Consider the following 22258-nt stretch of genomic DNA (forward strand, 5'->3'; position numbering starts at 1 on the left):
TGAATATTAATTTTGAGGACGAAAAATACATAATTAGAAATTTAATAGTGAAAGAAAAAAAATAATAAATAAGTTATGAAAAAGAAATTACTCATTTTTTTGAGTGTATTAGTTGTATTGGGAGTTGCTGCCGGATTAATAGTAAAAAATAAAAAAGTATACCTGACTTCTTATTTTAAAGATATCCGCACTTCTTATCCAAAGGATTTAGATGGCAATGCAGCAATGATTGAATATTTAAATGTGCATGCCAAGGACGTAGATAATTTTGAAAATAAATATTCAAATCTTTTGCGATTGCATGATTTGCAGAAAAAACCCATACCAAAAGATCCTGTTGAGGCAGTTAGCTTAAAATGTCAAATAGCCCGTGAATATCTGAATGTGGGAGAAGCAGGGAAAAGCCGTGAATTATTTGCAGAGGTTGTAAAAGATCCTGCATTTAAAAAAATACCACCCAAAATGCAAGATTTTTATATGCATTTAAATGCAGTATCCAATTTGCGTTATGCTGAAATTCAAAATTGTATTGCAAATCACAATAAAGAATCTTGTGTATTTCCTATTACAGGAAATGGTGTGCATTTGGACAGAACAGGTTCTGAAAGTGCTATTGCTATTTATAAAGATTTACTTAAAACCGAACCGAAGAATAGTTCTGAATATTTAATCTCACAATGGTTATTAAATATTGCGTACATGACTTTAGGAGAGTATCCTGCAAATGTGCCTGCAGAGTATTTAATTCCAAATCTCGGCAAAGACAGTGGCTATCCTATTGGTAAATTTTATGATGTGGGCATGTCCGCAGGTGTGGCACAAGATGGTTTAAGCGGAGGTGTCTCTTTAGATGATTTTAATAATGATGGTTATATAGACATCTTCACTTGTGGTTGGCAAAGCTATGAGCAACTTACATATTTTGAAAATAATAAAGATGGTACTTTCACAAATAAAACTGAACAAACCGGCTTAACGGGAATGAGTGGTGGCTTAAGTATTACACATGGAGACTATGATGGTGATGGCAACATGGATTTATTTGTAATGCGTGGCGGCTGGTGGGATAATTATGGATGTACTGCAAATTCGTTAATTAAAAATAATGGTGATGGCACTTTTACCGATGTTACCAAAGCAGCCGGCGTATTAAGCTTTCATCCGTGTCAAACTGCAAAATTTGAAGACTTTAATAATGATGGATTGTTGGATTTGATGTTGGGAAATGAATCCTCCAAAGGAAGTCCTGATCATCCGGTAGAACTCTATATTAATAATGGTGATGGCACTTTTAAAAATCTAGCTAAAGAAGCCGGTATTGATGTGCGTGGATATGTGAAGGGAGTGGCAACGGGTGATTTTGATAATGATGGATATGTGGATGTGGCTTTTTCATTATACTTGTCGAACAACTTATTATTTAGAAATACAACAGGAGATAATAATGGGAAACTCGGATTTGAAAACGTTACTAAAAAAGCAGGTATCACCGGTCCGAAAAAAAGTTTTCCTACATGGTTTTTTGATTATGATAATGATGGCGATCTGGATTTATTTATAGCAGCATTCGACAATGAGAAATTGGATAAGGTGCCTGCTTATATTTTAGGTTTACCTTATGATAAGGACATTAATCATTTTTATAAAAATAATGGTGATGGCACTTTTAGTTCTGTAGCAGAAGAGTTGCATTTGGGTCAGCCAACAATAGCGATGGGTGCAAACTTTGGTGATTTGGATAATGATGGATGGCTGGATTTTTATTTGGGAACAGGTAATCCGGATTATAGGACATTGATTCCTAATCTGATGTTTAGAAATAATGCAGGAAAAGATTTTCAGGATGTAACTTATACAGGTGGTTTTGGTCATTTGCAAAAAGGTCATGGAATTGGATTTGCCGATTTTGATATGGATGGAGATCAAGATATTTATCAAGTATTAGGAGGTGCATTGACGGGTGATAATTTTCCAAATGCATTGTTTGAAAATCCGGGTAATTCTAATGCATGGATTAATGTAAGTTTAAAAGGTACTAAATCTAATCTTGATGGAATTGGTGCAAGAATAAAAGTCACTGCAGTTTATCCGGACAGTACTTCAAGAAATATTTATATGACAGTAAATTCAGGTGCCAGCTTTGGTTCTTCTCCCTACAGAAAAGAAATAGGTTTGGCGAATGCTGTAAGTATTTCTGAATTGGAAGTAATATGGCCGGGAAAGAAAACGGTACAAAAATTTTACAACATCACACCTAATTCTTTTATTGAAATAAATGAAGATGCAAGTGAAGTAAAATATAACACTTTCATACCCTTCAAATTTTTGCAAAATCATGATCATATGAATCATTCAATGATGTAATGCTTTATAACAATCAACAGAATCACTTTCATTTATCTATATGTCTAATTACAAGATTTTCTCTTTAGCAATTTTTCTGAGTTTAATTTTTATAAGTTGCAGTAAAAAGAAAGAAAAAAAAGTACCTGCACAAAATACTATTGAATATTCAGAGTCAATGGATGAACATGCTGCAATGGTAAAATATCTTGCAGATGCAAAAGCACTTTACTTTGATAATCCCGCTAACAGATATGCAAGCGATTTGCGGGCAAATTCATTAAACGAAAAACCATTACCAAAAAAGTCAAAAGAACGATTTGATTTATTATTTAAAACTGCATATGCATATCTTGAATCAGGTGATACAAAAAAGACGATTGACATTTTAGATAAAATATTTTCTGATCCCGATTATGGAAGTATGTCAGAAAAAGAAAAAAGCAAAATTGTTTTTATGCAGGCGGTTAGTATGTTGAGATATGGTGAGCAATTAAACTGTATTTCAAATCATGTTGCAGAATCTTGCATTCTGCCAATTGCATCCGCAGCTTTTTATACTGAAAAAGAAGCTACACAAAAGTCATTCGATTTATTTAAAGAAATAATTAGCAAGGACAAAGAGAATTTAGATGCGATGTTTTTATTAAATGTTGCTGCAATGAATTTGGGTATGTATCCAGATGGTGTGCCTGCTGAATTAAGAATAGATCCGGCGAAGTTTGCAGAAGATCCATCTATTCCCAAACTAAATAATATTGCAATAACATTAGGGCTGGATATGATAACTTCCTCTGGTGGTGTTTGTGTGGATGATTTTAATAATGATGGATTTTTAGATATTGTTGCAAGCAGTTGGTTTCTTACAGATCAGGTAAGATTTTTTATTAATAATGGCGACGGCACATTTTCGGATAACACTGAAATAGCAAATCTTACCGGGATTACCGGAGGTTTGAATATGGATCATGCAGATTTTAATAATGATGGTTTTCAGGATATATTAATATTGAGAGGAGCCTGGTGGAACGACTATGGGAAATTGCCAAATTCACTGTTAAAAAATAATGGCGATGGCACATTTACAGACATCACTAAAAGTTCAGGAATATGGAGTTTGTTTCCTGCTCATTCATCTGCAATTGCAGATTATAATAACGATGGGTGGTTAGATATTTTTATTGGCAATGAAACACGAAAAGATTCTGAGCCTTATCACAGCGAATTATTTATTAATAATGGTGATGGCACATTTCAAAACAAAGCAACAGAAACGCATACTGATATTTTGGCTTTTGTAAAAGGAGCTATTGCAACAGATATTAATAACGATGGATATATGGATATTGCCATTTCAGGTCAAGGTCATGAAAATATGATTTTGAAAAATATGTCGAAGGAGAATGATGGAAAATTAATATTTGAAGACGTAACAAAAGCAACCGGTATTTCAGGACCTATTAAAAGCTTCCCCATTTTGGCAATGGATTTTAATAATGATGGATGGGAGGATATTTTCATTTTTACTTATGATGCAGGTAATTGTGATTACGATAATGCAGCTTACTTTTTTGATAAACCAGTGCGTGGTGAATATTCAGCCGTATATAAAAATAATGGTGATGGCACCTTTGAAAATATTACAAGCACTTCGGGTATGACTGTTCCAATGGCGGCAATGGGAGTAAACTTTGGTGATTTAAATAATGATGGTTGGCTTGATGTGTATGTGGGCACAGGCACACCAAATTATTCTTCCTTAGTTCCTAATAAAATGTTTCTAAATAATCAGGGAGTTGACTTTAAAGATATAACTACACAAACCGGAATGGGACATTTACAAAAAGGACATGGAATTGCATTTGCAGATTTTGATAACGATGGTGATCAGGATGTTTTTGAGGATATGGGTGGTGGTTATATGGGAGATGCTTTTCAAAGTGCATTTTTTGAAAACACAATTAATGAGAACAAATGGATTACTATTGATCTGGTTGGAAATAAATCCAATAGAGATGGAATTGGTGCAAGAATTTTAGTAAAAACGGTTTATCCGGATGGCAGCAGCAGAGATATTTATAATACAATGAGTACAGGTGGAAGTTTTGGTTCAGGACCATTAATAAAACAAATTGGTTTAGGAAATGCAAGCAGTATTTCTGAACTCCAAATCTATTGGCCTGCAAGCGGAATTACACAGGTATTTAAAGATGTAACATTAAATTCAAAATTGCAGATTGAAGAAGGAAAAGATTCTATAATCTACAAATCATTTATACCCTTTCAATTTCCGAAAATGACTGATCATAGTATGCACAATATGTAATCTTCATGAAAAAAATACACATGCGTTAAAGAAGATTTTCACATATAATAAATAAATAAAATGAACAAAAGAAAATGGCTGCTCCTCACAGCAGTTTTAGTAATCGCCATTGCTATTGTTGGATATGTTTTTAGAAAAGAAGGAATTTTACAACTTAAGCAAGTAAAGAATAAGGTAGTATTTGTTGACCCTATACCATGGGACTCTACAAAAAGTGGTAATGAAGCCATGATTGATTATCTGAAAAAAGTTTATGTAGTTACCAATGTTCCGGGAGTGCGATTTGCCAATAATGCAAATGCAGATTTTTTATTAACCCAAAAAATACCTGAGAAGCAAAAGCAGGCTTTGCAATATTATATTGAATTGGTAAGTCAATTAGGAAATGCCGGACGCATTAAAGAAGCAACAGATAAAATTGGCGAATTCGAAAATTCCAATACTTTTAAAAAATTGAATTCAGAAGAATTGGCATTATGGAATGCCGTTGCTGGAGTTATCTGGATGCGGTATGGAGAAGTATTTAATTGCATAAAAAATCATAATGAAGAATCTTGCATTTGGCCATTATCAGAAAAAGCAAGACATAATGATTTAAATGGAGCTGAAAATTCTATATCTTATTTTGAAAAAGCATTAGAATTAAATCCTGAAGATCTTTCTTCTGTCTGGCTCATGAATATTGCTTATATGCAGTTAGGAAAATATCCGCAAGGGGTACCACAACAATGGTTGATACCTGCTGAAAGTTTTGCATCAGAAAAACCAATGCCTGCATTTGAAAATATTGCTGCTGATATTGGAGTGGATTTTCCAAATATGTGCGGAGGAATAATCTATGAAGATTTTAATGGAGATAATTTGCTGGATATTTTCACCGGCGGTTGGGGATTAACGGAACATTGTTATTATTTGATAAATAATGGCGATGGAACGTTTACAGATCTTACTGAAGAAGCAGGAATGAAAGATTTTCCTGGAGGGCTGCATATGATGCAAACTGATTATAATAATGATGGTTTTCCTGATGTTTTTATTTTGCGTGGCGCATGGTACGATGAATATGGTATTTTACCTAATTCATTATTGCGCAACAATGGGGACAATACTTTTACAGATGTTACTTACGAAAGTGGATTGTTTTCTTGCCACCCAACACAAACTGCTGTTTGGGCTGATTTTAATAATGATGGTTGGTTGGATGTTTTTATTGGTAATGAAGGATTAAAAAATAGTAAGGACGATTTTAATTACTGTGAATTATATATAAACAACAAAGGGCGTTTTACAAATATTGCTAAAGAAGCCGGAGTTGATATTGTTGCATTTATAAAAGGTGTTGCAGCAGGTGATATGGACAACGATGGTGATCCCGACATTTACATTTCAGTTAATGGAGACAAAAATCACTTGTTCAGAAATGATACTGAAAAAGGAAGTAGTGATTTGCGATTTACAAACAACAGTGAAGAGGCGGGAATTTCCGGTCCGTTACAAAGTTTCCCTTGTTGGTTTTTTGATTATAACAATGATGGATTAATAGATATTATAAATTTTAGTTACAATGCGAATTCATCCGACAATGATATAGGTGCAGAATATTTGGGTAAACCATTTGATCAGGATATTTCTGCATTATATGTTAATAATGGCGATGGCACTTTTACGAATAAAGGTAATGAGGTGGGTTTGAACCGCACATTATTAGTAATGGGTTCCAGCTTTGGAGATATTGATAATGATGGATGGTTGGATTTTTATCTGGGCACAGGAAAACCTTCGTTAACCAGCATAATACCCAATAGATTTTTTTATAATGATGGCGGTAAAAAGTTTTTAGAAACAACCGTGGATATGAAGGTCGGACATTTACAAAAAGGGCATGCTATTACATTAAGTGATTTAAACAATGATGGCTATGTAGAAATAGGTGCACAAATGGGTGGCGCTTATGAAGGTGATGGTTTTCAGGATTGTTTGTATCTGAATCCGGCAAGCTTTGACAACAATTGGATTGCAATAAAATTAGTGGGCGATCAAACAAATAAAATTGCGGTGGGCGCAAAAATTATTTTGAATATCAATGATAACGGTGTTGTTAGAAAAATTTATAGAACAGTTGGTGAAAACTCAAGTTTTGGTACCACCAGTTTGCGACAAACAATTGGTGTAAACAAAGCATCTGTTATTACTTCAGTTACAATTGAGTGGCCTGTAAGTGGTAAACAAACTATAATCAGAAATGTACCCGTCAATCAATTTATAACAATCAGTGAAAACAAAGAAGGATATACAAAAGATTTGGTGCCTGCTTTTGTATTTAAAAAATCTGAACATCCACACGACCATCAAATGATGATGAATATGGAAGGCATGTAAATTCTGTAATTTTATATGTGCTTAAACAGTGGTGTCTATATATAATTTGCGGATTTCTATTCTCCTGTGATAATACAATAGATATTGATGCGGATTTTACTGAGCAAATGTATGTTTACGGTTTGCTCGACGATAGCGATTCAATGCAATACATCCGCATTCAAAAATCATTTTTACAAAGTGGTGTTAGTCCTTATGACTTAGTAGGTGATTACCAAAATATTTATTATCAACCGGATGAAATTTCTGTGGAAGTTGAAGAATGGAAAGATAATATTTTACTACGCAGTTGGAATCTTGAAGTAATTAATGGAGATACAATTGGTATTTTAAAAGACAAAGGATTGTTTGCTTCTTCGCCCAACATACTTTACAGATTCAATGCGCAATTAGATAAGTATGCGCAGTATAAATTTATAGCTGTAAATAATATTACCGGATTAATTACCACTGCAGAAACCAAATTAGTGGATTCATTTGCAGTATTATTTCCAACAGTATCTATTCCGGGATTTGACTTTACGGATGCAGGAGAAATTTATTACCTCTGCAGATATGCAGTGAATGCAAGACTCTATGATTTGAAAATGCGATTGTATTATCAGGAAGTAAATATCGAAAGTGGAGAGGCAACAGATGAATACATTGATTGGACAATTTTTAAGAATATAATAGGAGACAATATGCTTGGAACTGGCATTATTGCGTATGGTATTAATGCAAATGCTTTTTACAATTTTGTTGCAGCAGTATTAGAACCGAATGCAGAAGTAACCCGGGAATTTCAAAAAATTATATACACATTTTATGCAGGCGGAGAGGAGATGTATTTACATTATATAAACCTGATGGCAAACATCAACATCACAAGTCAATATGCATTTTCAATGTATTCCAATATTGAAAATGGCAATGGCTTATTCTCTTCAATTTATACCAGGGAACTTCCTGATATGATTATTTCTGCAGAGTCTATTGATACGTTAGCATGTGGAAGACTTACCGGAAATCTCGGCTTTAAATCATCCCCTTCTAATCCCGCTTATCCTGAATGTAGCGAATAGACTTTTTACGGATAGATGTCATATTTGGCTTTCATTTCTTATATCTTTGCGCCCGATGAAAAAATTTCTTTTTGCCGCCGGACTTATACTCACATGGTTTATTCATGGATGTACTACTGACTTTGATCTGAATGCAGACTTTCAGGAAACTCCGGTTGTGTATGGCTTATTAGATCCTACAATTCCTGTAAATTATATTAGAATTAACCGTGCTTATTTAAATGATAGTATAGATGGTTTAACGCTTGCAGCAGATCCCAATGAAATTTATTATGGTGATGAATTAACTGTTAAGCTTGAATATTATGATACCTATGGCAATTTTCAAGGAAGCAGTTTTTTAGAACGTGTTGATGGCGATACTTTAGGCATTCCAAAAAATAGTGGAACGTTTGCAAATATTCCAAATATACTTTACAGATATTCTGATACATTAAATGAAGATTTTACATATCGGCTGATTGTTGTTAATACAGAATCCGGCAAATCAGTGTATAGCGAAACACCAATTATCAATGATTTTCTAATAGTGCGACCTAATGAAGAATCTATTTTTCCGCAGGCTATTAGTATATCTCCAAATGGCTTTTATCAGTTTGCTTTTAACAATGCAAAGGATGCTGCGATTTATGATATTACCATGCGCATTCATTATCGTGAAGGAACTTATGTTCCTGCAACAGGAGATTTTGTAGATATGGTTTCTAAAGAAATTGACTGGAAGTTTGTAAAGAACTTAAGTACTATTAGCAGCGGTCCCGGTGAATTAATTACTTACGATATTCAAGGTCCGGCATTCTACAATTTTCTTAAAAATAATTTTTTCGCTAATCCTGATCCTAATTTTATTAGACTGGCAGATTCGGCTCAATTTATTATGGATGCAGGCGGTGAAAGTTTTTATAAATACATTCAATACAGTAGTGCTACTCTCGGCTTAAATGAAGGTCAGGTGATATTAGAATATACCAATGTGGATGGCGGCTTAGGTATTTTATCCGGCAGATATAAAAAAATTAGCAAGATATATCCCTTCACAATTCAAACACGTGACTCTATAGGATGCAGCACTGTAACTCAAGGATTAAATTTTGCTCCGGATCAATCAACACCTTCATTTCCTTTTTGCGATTAACTGTCTTTTTGTCACCGGTATAGTCTTCATTTGACTATATTTTTCCTAATTGTCATTTGCATTTGCTCTATTTTCCAATGGCACAAACATTGACAAACCCTACTCGTTGATAAAATAATTTCAAACGAAAAAAACTATACAATGGGAAAAATAATAGGAATAGACCTCGGAACTACCAACTCTTGCGTAGCCGTTATGGAAGGTAACGAACCGGTGGTAATACCAAATGAAGAAGGCAGAAGAACAACACCTTCAATCGTGGCTTTTTTAGATAATGGCGAACGCAAAATCGGTGATCCTGCAAAGCGTCAGTCAATTACTAATCCGCTAAAAACAATTATGAGTATTAAGCGCTTCATGGGGCATCGTTTCAGTGAAGTAGATAATGAAGCTAGCATGATGAGTTACTCAGTTGTGCGTGGTGATAATGATACTGCTCGTGTGAAAATCGGCGACAGATTATATACACCTCAGGAAATCAGTGCAATGATTTTGCAGAAGATGAAAAAAGTAGCTGAAGATTATCTGGGTACAGAAGTTACCGAAGCGGTAATTACAGTTCCGGCATACTTTAATGATTCACAACGTCAGGCTACAAAAGAAGCGGGTGAAATTGCAGGCCTAACTGTTAAACGTATTATTAACGAGCCAACTGCAGCAGCACTTTCTTATGGTTTGGATAAGCGCCATAAGGATATGAAAATCGCTGTGTTCGATTTAGGTGGTGGAACTTTTGATATATCTGTTCTTGAATTAGGTGATGGTGTATTTGAAGTGAAATCTACAAATGGTGATACGCATTTAGGTGGTGATGATTTTGATAAAGTGATTACGGATTGGTTGGCTGAAGAATTTAAAAAAGAAGAACCAACAATTGATTTGCGCAAAGATCCAATGGCATTACAACGTTTAAAAGAAGCTTCTGAAAAAGCGAAGGTTGAATTATCTTCTTCCATGGAGACAGAAATTAATTTGCCCTATGTAACTGCAGTTGATGGAGTGCCTAAACACTTGGTTAAAAAAATATCCAGAGCAAAATTTGAGCAACTTTCAGATGCATTAGTTAAACGTACATTAAAACCATGTGAAGCAGCATTGAAAGATGCCGGTTATAGTAAATCAGATATTGATGAAGTGATTTTGGTGGGAGGTTCAACTCGTATTCCAAAAATTCAACAAGTGGTAGAAGAATTTTTTGGTAAGAAACCATCTAAAGGTGTAAACCCCGATGAAGTAGTTGCAATTGGTGCAGCCATTCAAGGTGGTGTACTTACAGGTGAAGTAAAAGATGTGTTGCTGTTAGATGTAACTCCACTATCTCTTGGTATTGAAACTATGGGTGGTGTATTTACAAAATTGATTGAATCCAACACAACAATTCCTTCAAAGAAAAGTGAAGTATTTTCTACAGCAGCAGATAATCAACCGAGTGTTGAAATACATATTTTGCAAGGCGAACGTCCGATGGCAAAAGATAACCGCAGCATAGGAAGATTTTTACTTGATGGCATTCCACCTTCAAGAAGAGGTACTCCACAAATTGAAGTAACATTTGATATAGATGCAAACGGAATTTTACATGTAGGTGCAAAAGATAAAGGCACAGGTCGTGAGCAAAGTATTCGTATCGAAGCATCAACGGGATTAAGTGATGAAGAAGTAAAACGTATGCGTGATGAAGCAAAAGCAAATGAGGAAACGGATAAAGTAGCGAAAGAAAAAGTAGAAAAAATGAATCGTGCAGATGCGATGATTTTTGATACAGAAAAGCAATTGACTGAGTACGGTGATAAGCTAAGTCCGGAAACAAAGCAACCGATAGAAGCAGCGTTAAATGAATTGCGTGAAGCACATAAAAGTCAGGATGTAACAGCAATAGATGCAGCGTTGGAAAAACTGAATCAGGTTTGGCAAAGTGCTTCTCAGGAAATGTATAAAGCACAGGAACAAGCAGGAGCTAATGCTGATCCAAATGCAAATGCAAATCAGGAGAATCCAAATTCCGATAATCAGAATGCTACTGATGATGTAGAATATGAAGAAGTAGATCAAAATAAATAATAAGAAATAGTTAAAGTGAAAGGCCATCCGAGAGGGTGGCTTTTTTTATGGAGGATGATTGAAAACTTTAAAGAGCTTTATTCGGCAATAAAAGAATCTCGCCAAGTTCTTCTCAAATATTTTTGTCTAAATATGTCTAAACACAAATTAATTTGTCTAAATAAATCAAAAAGTGTCTAAATAGATTTAAAAGTGTCTAAATAATTTAATTTTCCAGACGCTGTTTGGAAAATTCATTTTCAATTTTTTTTTGTCAATTCATTAATAATAAAAAATACTCTGTAGAAAAACATCCTCACCTCACATACTCCAACAACGATTTTAATCCTTCATCATTCGGCCATTGTTTTAGTGCAATCATTAATGTATTGAATGCAGCTTGTTTATCATTTAGTTTTAGAAGAATTAAAACATAATTGTAGTAATACGTTGGGTTGGCATTTAATGTAATTGCTTTTGATAAATACTTTGCGGCATCGCTATAATTATTTTCTTCACTTGCAAGTAAGGCAGCATAATAAAAACCTAAATCATTTTCAGGATGTAACTGCATCATTAAATTTAATTGCTCACGAGTTTTTTCTGGCTGTGCAAGTTGACTATACACAACAGATAAATTCAATCGTGGTCCTTCTAATAATTTATCCATATCTAATGCTAATAAATAATGATATTCTGCGGTTTTTAAATCACCTAATTCCTGATAATATTCGCCTTTAATAACTTGCCCTGAGGCAAAGTCTGCATTCGCCATTAAGTATTCTAAATATTCTGATTGAGTAGAAGAATAGGAGGTAAGATATTGATCTTCAATTTTCATAATCTGCGGATTTGCAAGCGTACGAAATGCAGCCAACCTCACCGCCCGAACCGGATCTGTTAATCCTTTCAACAATACCGAAATATTTATTTGTTCTCGATAAGCTAATAGTTCTGTATATGCACTTGCTCTGATAATTTCCGATGCATTATTTGTTGCTTCAACTATTGTATTTAATGCTTGTGGTTGATTTAAATCTGCTAAGTAAGTTATAGCCGTGGCTTTTACAATTGCATTCACTGCGGTGTCAATCATTAATTTTTGCAAGTGTGCTAAAGAGGTATTGTTGAGTTCGCTTCCGGGAATCAGATCATCAGAAAAATGATATTTACGATTTGGTCCATACCAATTTTTTACTGCTTCTGCTGCCCATTCATTCGATTTATTTTCATGACAACTATTGCATGCATTGGGAGTTCCGAATTCAACACTTTGGTCGGGACGTGGAACTCTGAAACTATGATCGTGACGAAAATCATTCACCATATAATATCTGCCATCCATGTGGCAATTCATACACTTGGAACCTAAGGATTCTTCCGCATGAAAATGATGTGATGGACTATCATATTTTGGCTCATGACATTGCAGACAAAGTGCATTGCCTTCAAACTTTATTTTTGCGGAATGCGGATCATGGCAGTCTGTACAAGTAACTCCATAGCGATACATTTTACTCGATAAAAAAGAAGCGTATTTATAAACTTCACCCATCTGCTGTCCATCGGCAAAATAATATGCAGTAGTTAATAAATCCGGCAAATAAAATTGCATAAAATCTGTGTGCGGATTATTATCCATAGTAAGTGTTGTTCTTCTTCCATGACAAGTGCCACAAACACTTAATTGTAATTCCTGATGTTCTTTTCCAAGTTTTGCGTAATAGGTATTTGTATATTTTTTATCAGACTGCATTGTAGCCACATGTTGTTCTCCCGGTCCATGACATGCTTCACAACTCACATTAATTATATCGTATGTGGTGTTATAACTGCGAGTACTTTCTGTAAAATTTTTCTGCACGTTTGTACTGTGGCAGGAAGCACACATGGTATTCCATACTTGCGCAACTCCCGTCCAATGCAACCAATCATTTGTTGGAATAATTGTATCCGGAGATTGATGAAACCATTTATTTTCTTTTGTATCCCACGAAACTCGTAAAGTTTGATAATTACCCTTCGGAAATTTTATAAGATATTGTTGTAATGGTTCCCAACCGAAAGTGTAAGCTATTGGATATGGTGTTGAGTTACCTTCTAATTCTGTAACGTCAACCATATAAGCACTATCTGTTTTATAGAAGCGATAGGAGACACCATCGGCAGCATATTTTGTATCAGAAAAATCGCCACGCACAAATTCTGCAGTGGCAGGTTTCATTGCCAAATCATGATGGGAGCCAACCCATTTACTATGTTCTTCTGCATGGCAAGTTTTGCAAGTAATATCACCCATATAATTATTGGTGGAAGGAATAATATTACTTTCTTCAGTTTTATTTTCACTACATAACATCAAGCTCCATGCAAATAGGATTGCGAACAAAACAAACACAATAGATTTTATAATGCGAGTTGACATGCGATGAAAATTACTAAAGAATTATTCAAATAAAATTTTTGCTTTTAATAACGCAACAACAGTAAGTGAGTCTAAAATTTCTCCTGCTTCCAACATTGCATACGCTTCATCAAAAGGTAACTTGCGAATTTCCAATACTTCATCTTCGTCAGGGTTTGGTGTTGCAGATGTAAGTTCTTCACATAAATAAATATAAGCGAATTCATCAGTACATGAATTGGATACTTGCATTGTTTGAATCAATTTCCATTTTGCAGCTATCAATCCTGCTTCTTCCAGCAGCTCACGTTTTGCACTTTCTAAGGGATCAATATGTAATGGTCCGCCACCTTCAGGAATTTCCCAGGTGTATGTTTTTAATGGATATCTGTATTGACCAATCAGCCAAATATTTTTTTCTGAATCAACAGGTAAAATACCGATAGCATAATTTTTAAAATGTACAACACCATAAATGCCATCGCCGCCGGAAGGATTTTTCACCTGATGTTCACTCACTTCTATCCAGGGATTTTCATATACTTTTTCTACGGATTTTGTTTTCCATGGATTTTCCATTGGTATCAATTTTTAGTTTTAAAATTATTGGTTTACAAAAGATGATATATAATGACTGCGCAAATCTAAATTAAAATTAATGTGTGGCTGATTTAATCATTTGAAGCTACCGCAGCTAATTCATTTTCAGCACTATTTATCCTGCAAAACATTTATCAGTATAACTTTGCAAGATGTTTTTCTGGTAACTGTGGGGATAAAAATATTTTATGGATGCATCTATTGACAATTGATGACAATCTCTTGGTAAAGTATTTTTTAATTTACACCTAATTCTTCATCATAAAAACACACAGAAGAAAGCGCAAACCAATAACTGTTGAATCACAAAAAGAAAATAATTTCATCTGCTAAATATTTCGCATTACTATGCATACTTTTTTTGGGTTATGCTAATCAAAGTATTGCGCAAGTGAATGCAGCATTCACATCTGATTCTACTCAAGGGTGTGATTTTCTGGAATTGCAACTTATTAATCTTTCTACCGGTGCCACTGATTATGTGTGGCAGGTAACAGATGCCGGTGGAACTGTAATGGGAAATTCTATTTTAGAAAATCCGACTTTTTTTCTGGCAGGAGAGGGAAGTTATACAGTGCAATTAATTGCAAACGGACCCGGTGGAAGTGATACTTTGATAGTGCCTGCATTTGCAAATATCTATGCGCCACCTGTTGCAATAATCAATGCCACAGAATTAGAAGGATGTAATGGAGCCACACTCTCTTTTTCAGATGGATCGATTGCCGGTGGTTTTGGAAGTATTAGTGATCGCTATTGGGTGATAACTGGTGCGCCCGCATTTCCTGATGATCCAACAATTACTTACACATTTCCATCTCCGGGAATTTATACCGTGTATTTATTTATTAATGATGCAATTGGATGTACTGCATTTACGACAACAGAAGTTACTATCTATGAAGAAACAATTTCAAATTTTGCAGTAGATACATTCTTATCTTGCACCACACCTTTTACGGTGAGTTTTACAAACCTTTCCACAGGTTCTTCACCACTCAATTATTTATGGAATTTCGGTGATGGTTTTACATCCACTGCTGCATCACCATCGCATACGTATACTTCATTTGGAAATTTTTCTGTTTCACTTTATGTATCGAATACTTTCGGTTGTGATGATATTGTTATTTATCCAAATTATATTCAAATCAATCCGACACCTGATGTGGATTTTATTCCTTCATCCAATACTGTTTGCTCAGGAGGTTCAATAACATTTGACAACACAAGTGCATCCACAAGTGCTGTATGGTTTTGGGATTTTGGTGATGGAACTACATCCACAGAATTTGAACCCACACATACTTATACAACACCCGGAAGTTATACTGTTTCATTAACCGGAGATTTTGGTGCTGATTGTGTCGGTACTATTTCTTACACAGATATTATTACAGTAAATATTTCTCCCACAGTTATTTTTAATTCCTCTGATCCATCATCAATTTGTGAATTGCCCTATACTGTAAATTTTGGTACATCTGTAACCGGTGGACCTGTAATGTATGCATGGACTTTTGAAGATGTTGGCGGCTCGGGAACGGCATCGGGTGCATCACCACATTATACTTATGATGATTATGGTTTATTTGATGTTACAGTAACTGTTACAAATGTAAATGGATGTACTGCCACTTACAGTCAAACAGATTATGTAAGCATTGGTGAATTAACATTAACACCAGATTTTTTGCAAGTGCTTGGTTGTGTTCCAATGCCAACAAGTTTTGCTGTTAATGCAGGTGAAGAATTAGTTTCTTATTCCTGGGATTTAGGCAATGGAACTACTTCTAATTTAGCAGAACCCATCGCATTTTATACCGATACCGGTTGCTATACAATTTCTGTTACTGCAACCTCTATTAATGGATGTACAGCAACTGCAATATTTCCAAATTTTGTTTGTGTGGGGGATACTGCAACTGCGAACGTAATTGTGCCCGATACCTCTTGTCCTTCTGTTGCTATTGAAGTTTTAAATCTTCCACTTGATTCTATAATAATAAATATTGATGGCGGACTTGATCAGGTTTCCAGCAGTGCAATTGATTCAATAACATATTTCAGTATGACTGCCGGTGCGCATGAATTGGAAATTGTAACCTTTATGTATGGTTGTCGTGATACGGCGTATGCAAATATTTTTATACTTGATGTTGACGACAGCAGTTTAGTAGTTATTTATGATTGCGATAATCCATATTCAGTGCAATTTTTTATTGATACTGCATATTCAAATGCATCGTGCGGATGGGTATGGGATTTTGGTGATGGAACGCAAGATTCAATAAATGAAAATCCAATTCATATTTATAATGATCCCGGAAGTTATTCTGTAACTCTTACTTATTCTTGTATTACTTTAAATGAATGTGAAGGCAATGGATTAACAGCAAATATTACAATTCCTATCTCATCTTTTACACCTTCTTCAAACAACGGATGTGTTATTCCTTATACAATTTCATTTACAAATTTTTCTACAGATTCCTCAGCAAATGATTTAATCTATCAATGGAATTTTGGTGATGGAACCACAAGTACAGAAATTTCTCCAACACATACTTATACAGATTATGGAATCTATATTGTGAAATTAAAAGTGATTGATATCCATGGTTGTTTTGATAATTTTTTGGATACAATTTTTATCAGCGAAGTAAATGCATCATACACTGCTACTAATTATGGCGGATGTATTCCATATACATTTACAATGAACAATACAACTATAAATCCTTATGGCGCAATCGAATCTTATATCATCAATTGGGATGATGGAATTATAGATACTTTTTATTCTGCTTCTGATGTAATTTCTGTTGCACATGATTATACCATTGAAGATTATTATTATGTTTCACTTACAGTTACCAATGAATTTGGATGTGTTTCTATTTATACCGATACAATTATTGCAAGCGATCCTGTTAATGACTTTAGTGTGAATGATACCTTTCCTTGTATCGGTCAGGAAATATATTTTAATGAATTATCCTCCGGATTAGAGTTAGAATATTTATGGCATTTTGGAGATGGATCCACTTCCACAGAAGCAAATCCATCACATAGTTATAATACGTTTGGATCCTTTACTGTAGGATTACTTATTACTGATATTAATGGCTGTACAGAAGCAAAAAATAAATCATTTTATATCACCACAGATTCTGCAATCATTGATATTGCTGCAAATGCCTTAGTAGCAAATTGTAATTATGCACTCATTCAATTTACTGCATTGCCGGAAGATTCTGTATGCTCTTATTTTTGGGAATTTGGCGATGGTGGTACATCTACAGAACCCAATCCTGTGTATCCATATATTGCAGCAGGTGTATATTCTGTTGCGCTTACAATTACGAGTTGCAATGACTGTGTGAATTCAGTTGTAAAAGAAGATTTTATTACTGTTCCCGGACCCTATGGAGAAATTTCTGTAAGCGATGATTCATTATGTGTGAATGAAGAAATTACTTTTCAAATTCTTGTTGCTTCCACAGATAGTATAACCTTATATTTTGACAATGGTGATGCAATAGGATTTGATGTTGTGTTTTCTGATACGTTAACTAATATTGAAATTTCATATGGATATAATACCGATGGAAATTTTCTTCCGGTCGTGGTTGCGATGGATACAGGCGGATGTATTTCTTTGATTACACTTTCAGATTCTATTAAAATTGGAAATTATCCAATAGCGGGTTTTGATATAAGTGAAGAAACGTTTTGTGTGGGTACAATAATTACATACACTGATACATCGCAGGAAATGTCGAGTGGTGATTTATGGACTTGGAATCTCGGTGATGATACTTATGAAACCACAGAATCGGATACATTTAATTACGTGTATAATACGCCGGGTATTTATGCTGTTTCATTAATTACTGAAACTACGTTTGGTTGTGCAGATACAATTACAAATGAGTTGGAAGTGTTGCCTTATCCGATAGTTACAATTTCTGATGATACTACTATTTGTCCGGGATTTGATATTCAATTAGCAGCTACTGGAATTGGAAATTATACTTGGTCTCCGTCAACAGGATTAAATGATTCCACACTTTCAAATCCTATTGCATCACCGGAAATTACAACTACTTATTTGGTGGATGTAAATAATGGATATTGTTCTTCCTATGATTCAGTAACAATTTTTGTTGCGGATAAAATTGTGTTAGATGCAGGGCCGGATACTGGATTTTGTTTAGGTGAAGAGGTGGAATTATATGCGTTATTTTATGAAGGTGTTGATTCTGATTTTATAAATTTTTTCTGGACACCTTCTTCTTATTTAAGTGATGAAACTATTAGCAATCCCATAAGTAGTCCTTTGGAAAATATCACTTATACTTTAGTAGCATCATGTGGTACTTTAACAGATTCTGCGCAAGTTTCTATTACGGTGGAGCCATTGCCGGACATTGAAATATTGGAAGATACTATACTTATTATTCAAGGGCAATCAGTGGAGATTACAGCAGAATTTATTGGAGGAACAACACCTTCTAATTGGCTTTGGGAACCTGCTGTTGCAGTGGATTGTCCTACTTGTCAAATAGTAATTGCAGACCCAAAACAATCGGCAATATTTTCCTGTACGGCGTTTACGGAGTACGGATGTTCTGATGTGGATTTTGTATATCTGAAAGTGCGTACATGCGATAATTCTTTATTTAAATTACCAAATTTAATTACGCCAAATAATGATGGATTTAATGACAGATTTAATTTTACTTATGAAGGATTAACTGCATTTAAAAATATTCGTATCTATGATCGCTGGGGGAAAATTATGTTTCAAACAACAGATCCTGAAAATACATGGGATGGATATTTTAAAGGAAAATTATGCGATGCAGGAGTGTATGTATATGCTATGGATGTAATTTGTATTGATGGTGATTATGGTGTGATAACCGGTAACATCACTTTAATCCGATGAAAGATAATTTTCTTTAATTTTTTTTATTGCAATCGGAACTCCTTCAGTTGCATTTTTCAAAATAAATTCTGCATTATAATAATTGCTCAGCGGAGTTGCTTCCGGATTAATGATATACACTGGTGTACCACTTTGAATATATTGAATTAATGATGCCGCAGGATACACTACCATAGAAGTGCCTACAATAAAAAGTATATCTGCTTCTGCGCAAATTTTTGCGGCTTCATATAACATCGGAACTTCTTCACCAAACCAAACAATATGTGGTCGCAGTTGAGAGCCTTGTGTGCAATTATTTCCAATGATTATATCTTCCTTACATTCATAAATTAATTCTGAATTTATACTACTTCTACTTTTCAATATTTCACCGTGTAGATGCAATACATTTTTGGAACCTGCCCGTTCGTGTAAGTCATCAATATTTTGTGTTATAATAATTGTTTCAAAATAGTTTTCTAATTCCGCTAATGCGATATGTGCTGCATTGGGTTTTGCTTGTAAAATATTACGACGACGCACATTATAAAATTCTAAAACCATTGCAGGATTTTTTCTCCATCCTTCCGGAGAGGCAACATCTTCTATGTTGTGTCCTTCCCACAATCCATCATTACCTCTGAATGTAGGAATACCACTTTCTGCACTTACTCCGGCGCCTGTTAACACAACTACTTTCATTCGCAAATTTGTTTAATTGCCTTTGGAATAAATTGAATAATATCACTTGCAATTAATGAAACTTGTTGTAATGTTTCCATTGCAATATCACCGGCTAAACCATGTAGATATACTCCCAGTTTAGCAGCATCACTTTCGGAATATCCCTGTGCAAGAAATGAAGTAATAATTCCTGTCAATACATCACCACTTCCGCCAGTTGCCATACCCGGATTGCCGGTGCTGTTAAACCATGCAGTTCCATCGGGTAAAGTAATACATGTAAATGCAGTTTTATAGATAATTATCAATTGCAATTCCTGCGATTTTTTTATTTGCAATTCTAATCTGTCAAAACTATTTTCTGTTGTTCCGAATAATCTTTCAAATTCACCCGGATGCGGAGTGAGAATACTGTTGGCAGGAATGGATGAAAAAAGTGTTTTATTTTTTGCAATGATATTCAATGCATCGGCATCAATTACAAGAGGTAATTTTGCATTGGTAAAAATATTTTTAACAAGAATTTCTGTATTTGTATTTACACCTAATCCCGGACCAATACCAATACGTTTTATTTTATTTTCTGAAATAAATTCAACAATATTTTCTGTTGGAATAAACATCAGCTCCGGATATATAAAGCTGGGATTATCATTTGCAATTGTTACTAATCCGCATCCTGTTTTTAATGCTGCATAAGCACATAATAAAGCAGCGCCAGTCATCTGCTCACTTCCAGCAATAATAAGCACATTGCCGAAAATACCTTTATGATCAAATGTTTTACGAGGTTTGATTGTAGAATTTAAATCATCCGCAGTTAAAAAATAATGAGAAGAATTTGCAGATTCAATTGCATGTGTATCCAAACCAATACTTGCTACCTTCCAGGAATGTAAATGCTTATAATTTTCCGGAAAAAAGAATCCGAGTTTTGGTGTTTCAAACGTCAAACAATAATCTGCCTGAATACAATTCCAATCAAAATAGTTATCCGTTGAAAAACCGGAAGGCACATCCACCGAAATACATTTTGCATTTGATTTATTTATCACATCAATTACCATCGCATACAAACCCTCCGGTGCACGATTTAAACCGGTGCCGAAAATTGCATCAATGATTATTTCATAATCAGAAATAAATTCTATAGCATTTTCTTCCAGCGTAATTAATGGAATATTATATTTTTTTAATTGCTGCAGATTTAATGAATAATCCGGTGAAAATTTTCCTCTTGAAAATGTTGCCACTGAAACTTTAAATCCTTTTTGAAATAACATGCGTGCAATACATAATCCATCGCCTCCATTATTTCCTGTACCGCAAACAATTAATATGGTTTTTTTCTTATCTAAATAATTAATTACCCAATTTGAAAAAATTGCAGAAGCACGTTCCATTAATTGATCAGAAACTATTTTTTCTGCAATCAAGGTGGCTTTATCTGCTTCTTGCATTTGATGTGAAGTCAATACTTTCATAACACTCGTTTAATGATGCGTAATTTATGAGAATATTTTTTAATCGCAGAATTATAAATTCCATAATGATCAATTGGATCAATCCGTACTTTTCCGGAGGCATGAATAATTTTTTGATCCTTTAATAAAATACCTACATGCACAATTTTATCATTCCCATTATCGAAGAAACATAAGTCGCCGGGTTGTGCTTCAAGAATAAAATTTACAACTGATCCGGCCTCTGCTTGTTGATATGCATCCCGAGGTAATTGTACGCCACAAATTTTAAAAACCACTTGCACCAATCCGGAGCAATCCACCCCAAATGGACTGCGACCACCCCATAAATAAGGTGCATTTAAAAATTTTTTTGAAAATTTATTTATAAAATCTCGCTGCCTGTATTCACCATTATCTGGCAACGTGTCGCCGGTGTAAACCAATCTGTCTTTTCCTATTGTAAAATTGATACCATCAAATTCATGCAATTCTGAACCGATGAGTATAGGAAAAGTAATATCATGATTTGTGACCGTTTGCATCAATTCAGCAGCATACCAACGTTGAGTGGTTTGGATTAAATTCAACCATTGATTTGTGATAGCTAAATGTTGATTTATTGATATGAATCCTGTGTAATTATCAAAATGCATTTGAATTTTCAACCAGTCCTTTTCATACTCTGTGACGCTATAAGTTTCTCCGAAAAGTAATTGAGAAACCATTTCAGAATCATGCGTAGGTTTTTGCATTACAGGTATAATACTAATTGATGCTATTCCATGATCCATAATTATTCTTTATTTTAATTTTAATTTATCTGCAATAACAAAAATATCTCATTTGAATTTGAGCAGTTATACATTATTCACATTGATTGA

The 22258-nt window shown here is 34.4% G+C and carries 12 protein-coding genes; 7 read left to right on the plus strand and 5 right to left on the minus strand.

Going from position 1 to position 22258, the window contains the following annotated elements; genetic code table 11:
- Positions 1-75 precede the first annotated feature (75 nt).
- The 6 genes from IPN31_08850 (at position 76) to dnaK (ending at position 11308) form a co-directional block, all read left to right on the plus strand.
- A complete protein-coding gene (locus IPN31_08850; protein MBK8681996.1) occupies positions 76-2364 on the plus strand; it encodes a CRTAC1 family protein in 2289 nt (762 codons plus the stop codon).
- A 40-nt stretch (positions 2365-2404) separates the two neighbouring features.
- On the plus strand, positions 2405-4669 hold the full coding sequence (locus IPN31_08855) for a CRTAC1 family protein (protein ID MBK8681997.1): 2265 nt from the start codon (positions 2405-2407) through the stop codon (positions 4667-4669).
- Positions 4670-4729: 60 nt separating this feature from the next.
- The gene (locus tag IPN31_08860) at positions 4730-7048 is read left to right on the plus strand and encodes a CRTAC1 family protein (protein ID MBK8681998.1); all 2319 of its coding nucleotides are present in this window, start codon (positions 4730-4732) and stop codon (positions 7046-7048) included.
- Between the two features lie 17 nt (positions 7049-7065).
- A complete protein-coding gene (locus IPN31_08865) occupies positions 7066-8112 on the plus strand; it encodes a DUF4249 family protein (GenBank protein MBK8681999.1) in 1047 nt (348 codons plus the stop codon).
- A gap of 55 nt (positions 8113-8167) precedes the next feature.
- The gene (locus IPN31_08870) at positions 8168-9247 is read left to right on the plus strand and encodes a hypothetical protein (protein ID MBK8682000.1); all 1080 of its coding nucleotides are present in this window, start codon (positions 8168-8170) and stop codon (positions 9245-9247) included.
- Between the two features lie 141 nt (positions 9248-9388).
- Positions 9389-11308, plus strand: coding sequence for a molecular chaperone DnaK (gene dnaK / locus IPN31_08875; protein ID MBK8682001.1), 1920 nt, complete (start codon positions 9389-9391; stop codon positions 11306-11308).
- A gap of 295 nt (positions 11309-11603) precedes the next feature.
- Here dnaK and IPN31_08880 read toward each other — a convergent pair whose 3' ends face one another.
- Both IPN31_08880 and IPN31_08885 read right to left on the minus strand, forming a co-directional pair.
- Positions 11604-13712, minus strand: a complete 2109-nt coding sequence (locus tag IPN31_08880; protein MBK8682002.1) for a hypothetical protein — start codon at positions 13710-13712, stop codon at positions 11604-11606.
- Between the two features lie 21 nt (positions 13713-13733).
- Entirely contained in the window at positions 13734-14270 is a 537-nt protein-coding gene (locus tag IPN31_08885) for an NUDIX hydrolase (protein ID MBK8682003.1), read from the minus strand.
- 319 nt (positions 14271-14589) lie between these two features.
- On the opposite strand from IPN31_08885, the gene IPN31_08890 reads away from it, so the two are divergent.
- The gene (locus IPN31_08890) at positions 14590-19245 is read left to right on the plus strand and encodes a PKD domain-containing protein (protein MBK8682004.1); all 4656 of its coding nucleotides are present in this window, start codon (positions 14590-14592) and stop codon (positions 19243-19245) included.
- Here the strand turns inward: IPN31_08890 and IPN31_08895 are convergent.
- The 3 genes from IPN31_08895 to IPN31_08905 are packed head-to-tail and all read right to left on the minus strand — an operon-like array spanning position 19234 to position 22168.
- Positions 19234-19929: an NAD-dependent deacylase gene (locus IPN31_08895; GenBank protein MBK8682005.1), complete on the minus strand. Its 696-nt coding sequence runs from the start codon at positions 19927-19929 to the stop codon at positions 19234-19236. The genes IPN31_08890 and IPN31_08895 overlap by 12 nt on opposite strands.
- Positions 19926-21395 carry an NAD(P)H-hydrate dehydratase gene (locus IPN31_08900; GenBank protein ID MBK8682006.1) on the minus strand — a complete coding sequence of 490 codons (1470 nt, stop codon included), beginning with the start codon at positions 21393-21395 and terminating at the stop codon, positions 19926-19928. The genes IPN31_08895 and IPN31_08900 overlap by 4 nt, the downstream gene beginning before the upstream one ends.
- Entirely contained in the window at positions 21392-22168 is a 777-nt protein-coding gene (locus tag IPN31_08905; GenBank protein ID MBK8682007.1) for a C40 family peptidase, read from the minus strand. Before IPN31_08905 ends, IPN31_08900 begins: the two co-directional genes overlap by 4 nt.
- Positions 22169-22258: the final 90 nt, after the last annotated feature.

It is taken from the genome of Bacteroidota bacterium (genome assembly GCA_016715425.1).
In the GTDB taxonomy this organism is placed as follows: Bacteria; Bacteroidota; Bacteroidia; order Chitinophagales; family BACL12; genus JADKAC01.

Excerpts from the sequence above, each read along its gene's own strand:
- IPN31_08870 (MBK8682000.1), top strand. The coding sequence starts at position 8,168 with ATGAAAAAATTTCTTTTTGCCGCCGGACTTATACTCACATGGTTTATT.
- IPN31_08860 (MBK8681998.1), top strand. The coding sequence starts at position 4,730 with ATGAACAAAAGAAAATGGCTGCTCCTCACAGCAGTTTTAGTAATCGCC.
- IPN31_08900 (MBK8682006.1), bottom strand. The coding sequence starts at position 21,395 with ATGAAAGTATTGACTTCACATCAAATGCAAGAAGCAGATAAAGCCACC.
- IPN31_08855 (MBK8681997.1), top strand. The coding sequence starts at position 2,405 with ATGTCTAATTACAAGATTTTCTCTTTAGCAATTTTTCTGAGTTTAATT.
- IPN31_08850 (MBK8681996.1), top strand. The coding sequence starts at position 76 with ATGAAAAAGAAATTACTCATTTTTTTGAGTGTATTAGTTGTATTGGGA.
- IPN31_08895 (MBK8682005.1), bottom strand. The coding sequence starts at position 19,929 with ATGAAAGTAGTTGTGTTAACAGGCGCCGGAGTAAGTGCAGAAAGTGGT.
- IPN31_08880 (MBK8682002.1), bottom strand. The coding sequence starts at position 13,712 with ATGTCAACTCGCATTATAAAATCTATTGTGTTTGTTTTGTTCGCAATC.
- IPN31_08905 (MBK8682007.1), bottom strand. The coding sequence starts at position 22,168 with ATGGATCATGGAATAGCATCAATTAGTATTATACCTGTAATGCAAAAA.
- dnaK (MBK8682001.1), top strand. The coding sequence starts at position 9,389 with ATGGGAAAAATAATAGGAATAGACCTCGGAACTACCAACTCTTGCGTA.
- IPN31_08885 (MBK8682003.1), bottom strand. The coding sequence starts at position 14,270 with ATGGAAAATCCATGGAAAACAAAATCCGTAGAAAAAGTATATGAAAAT.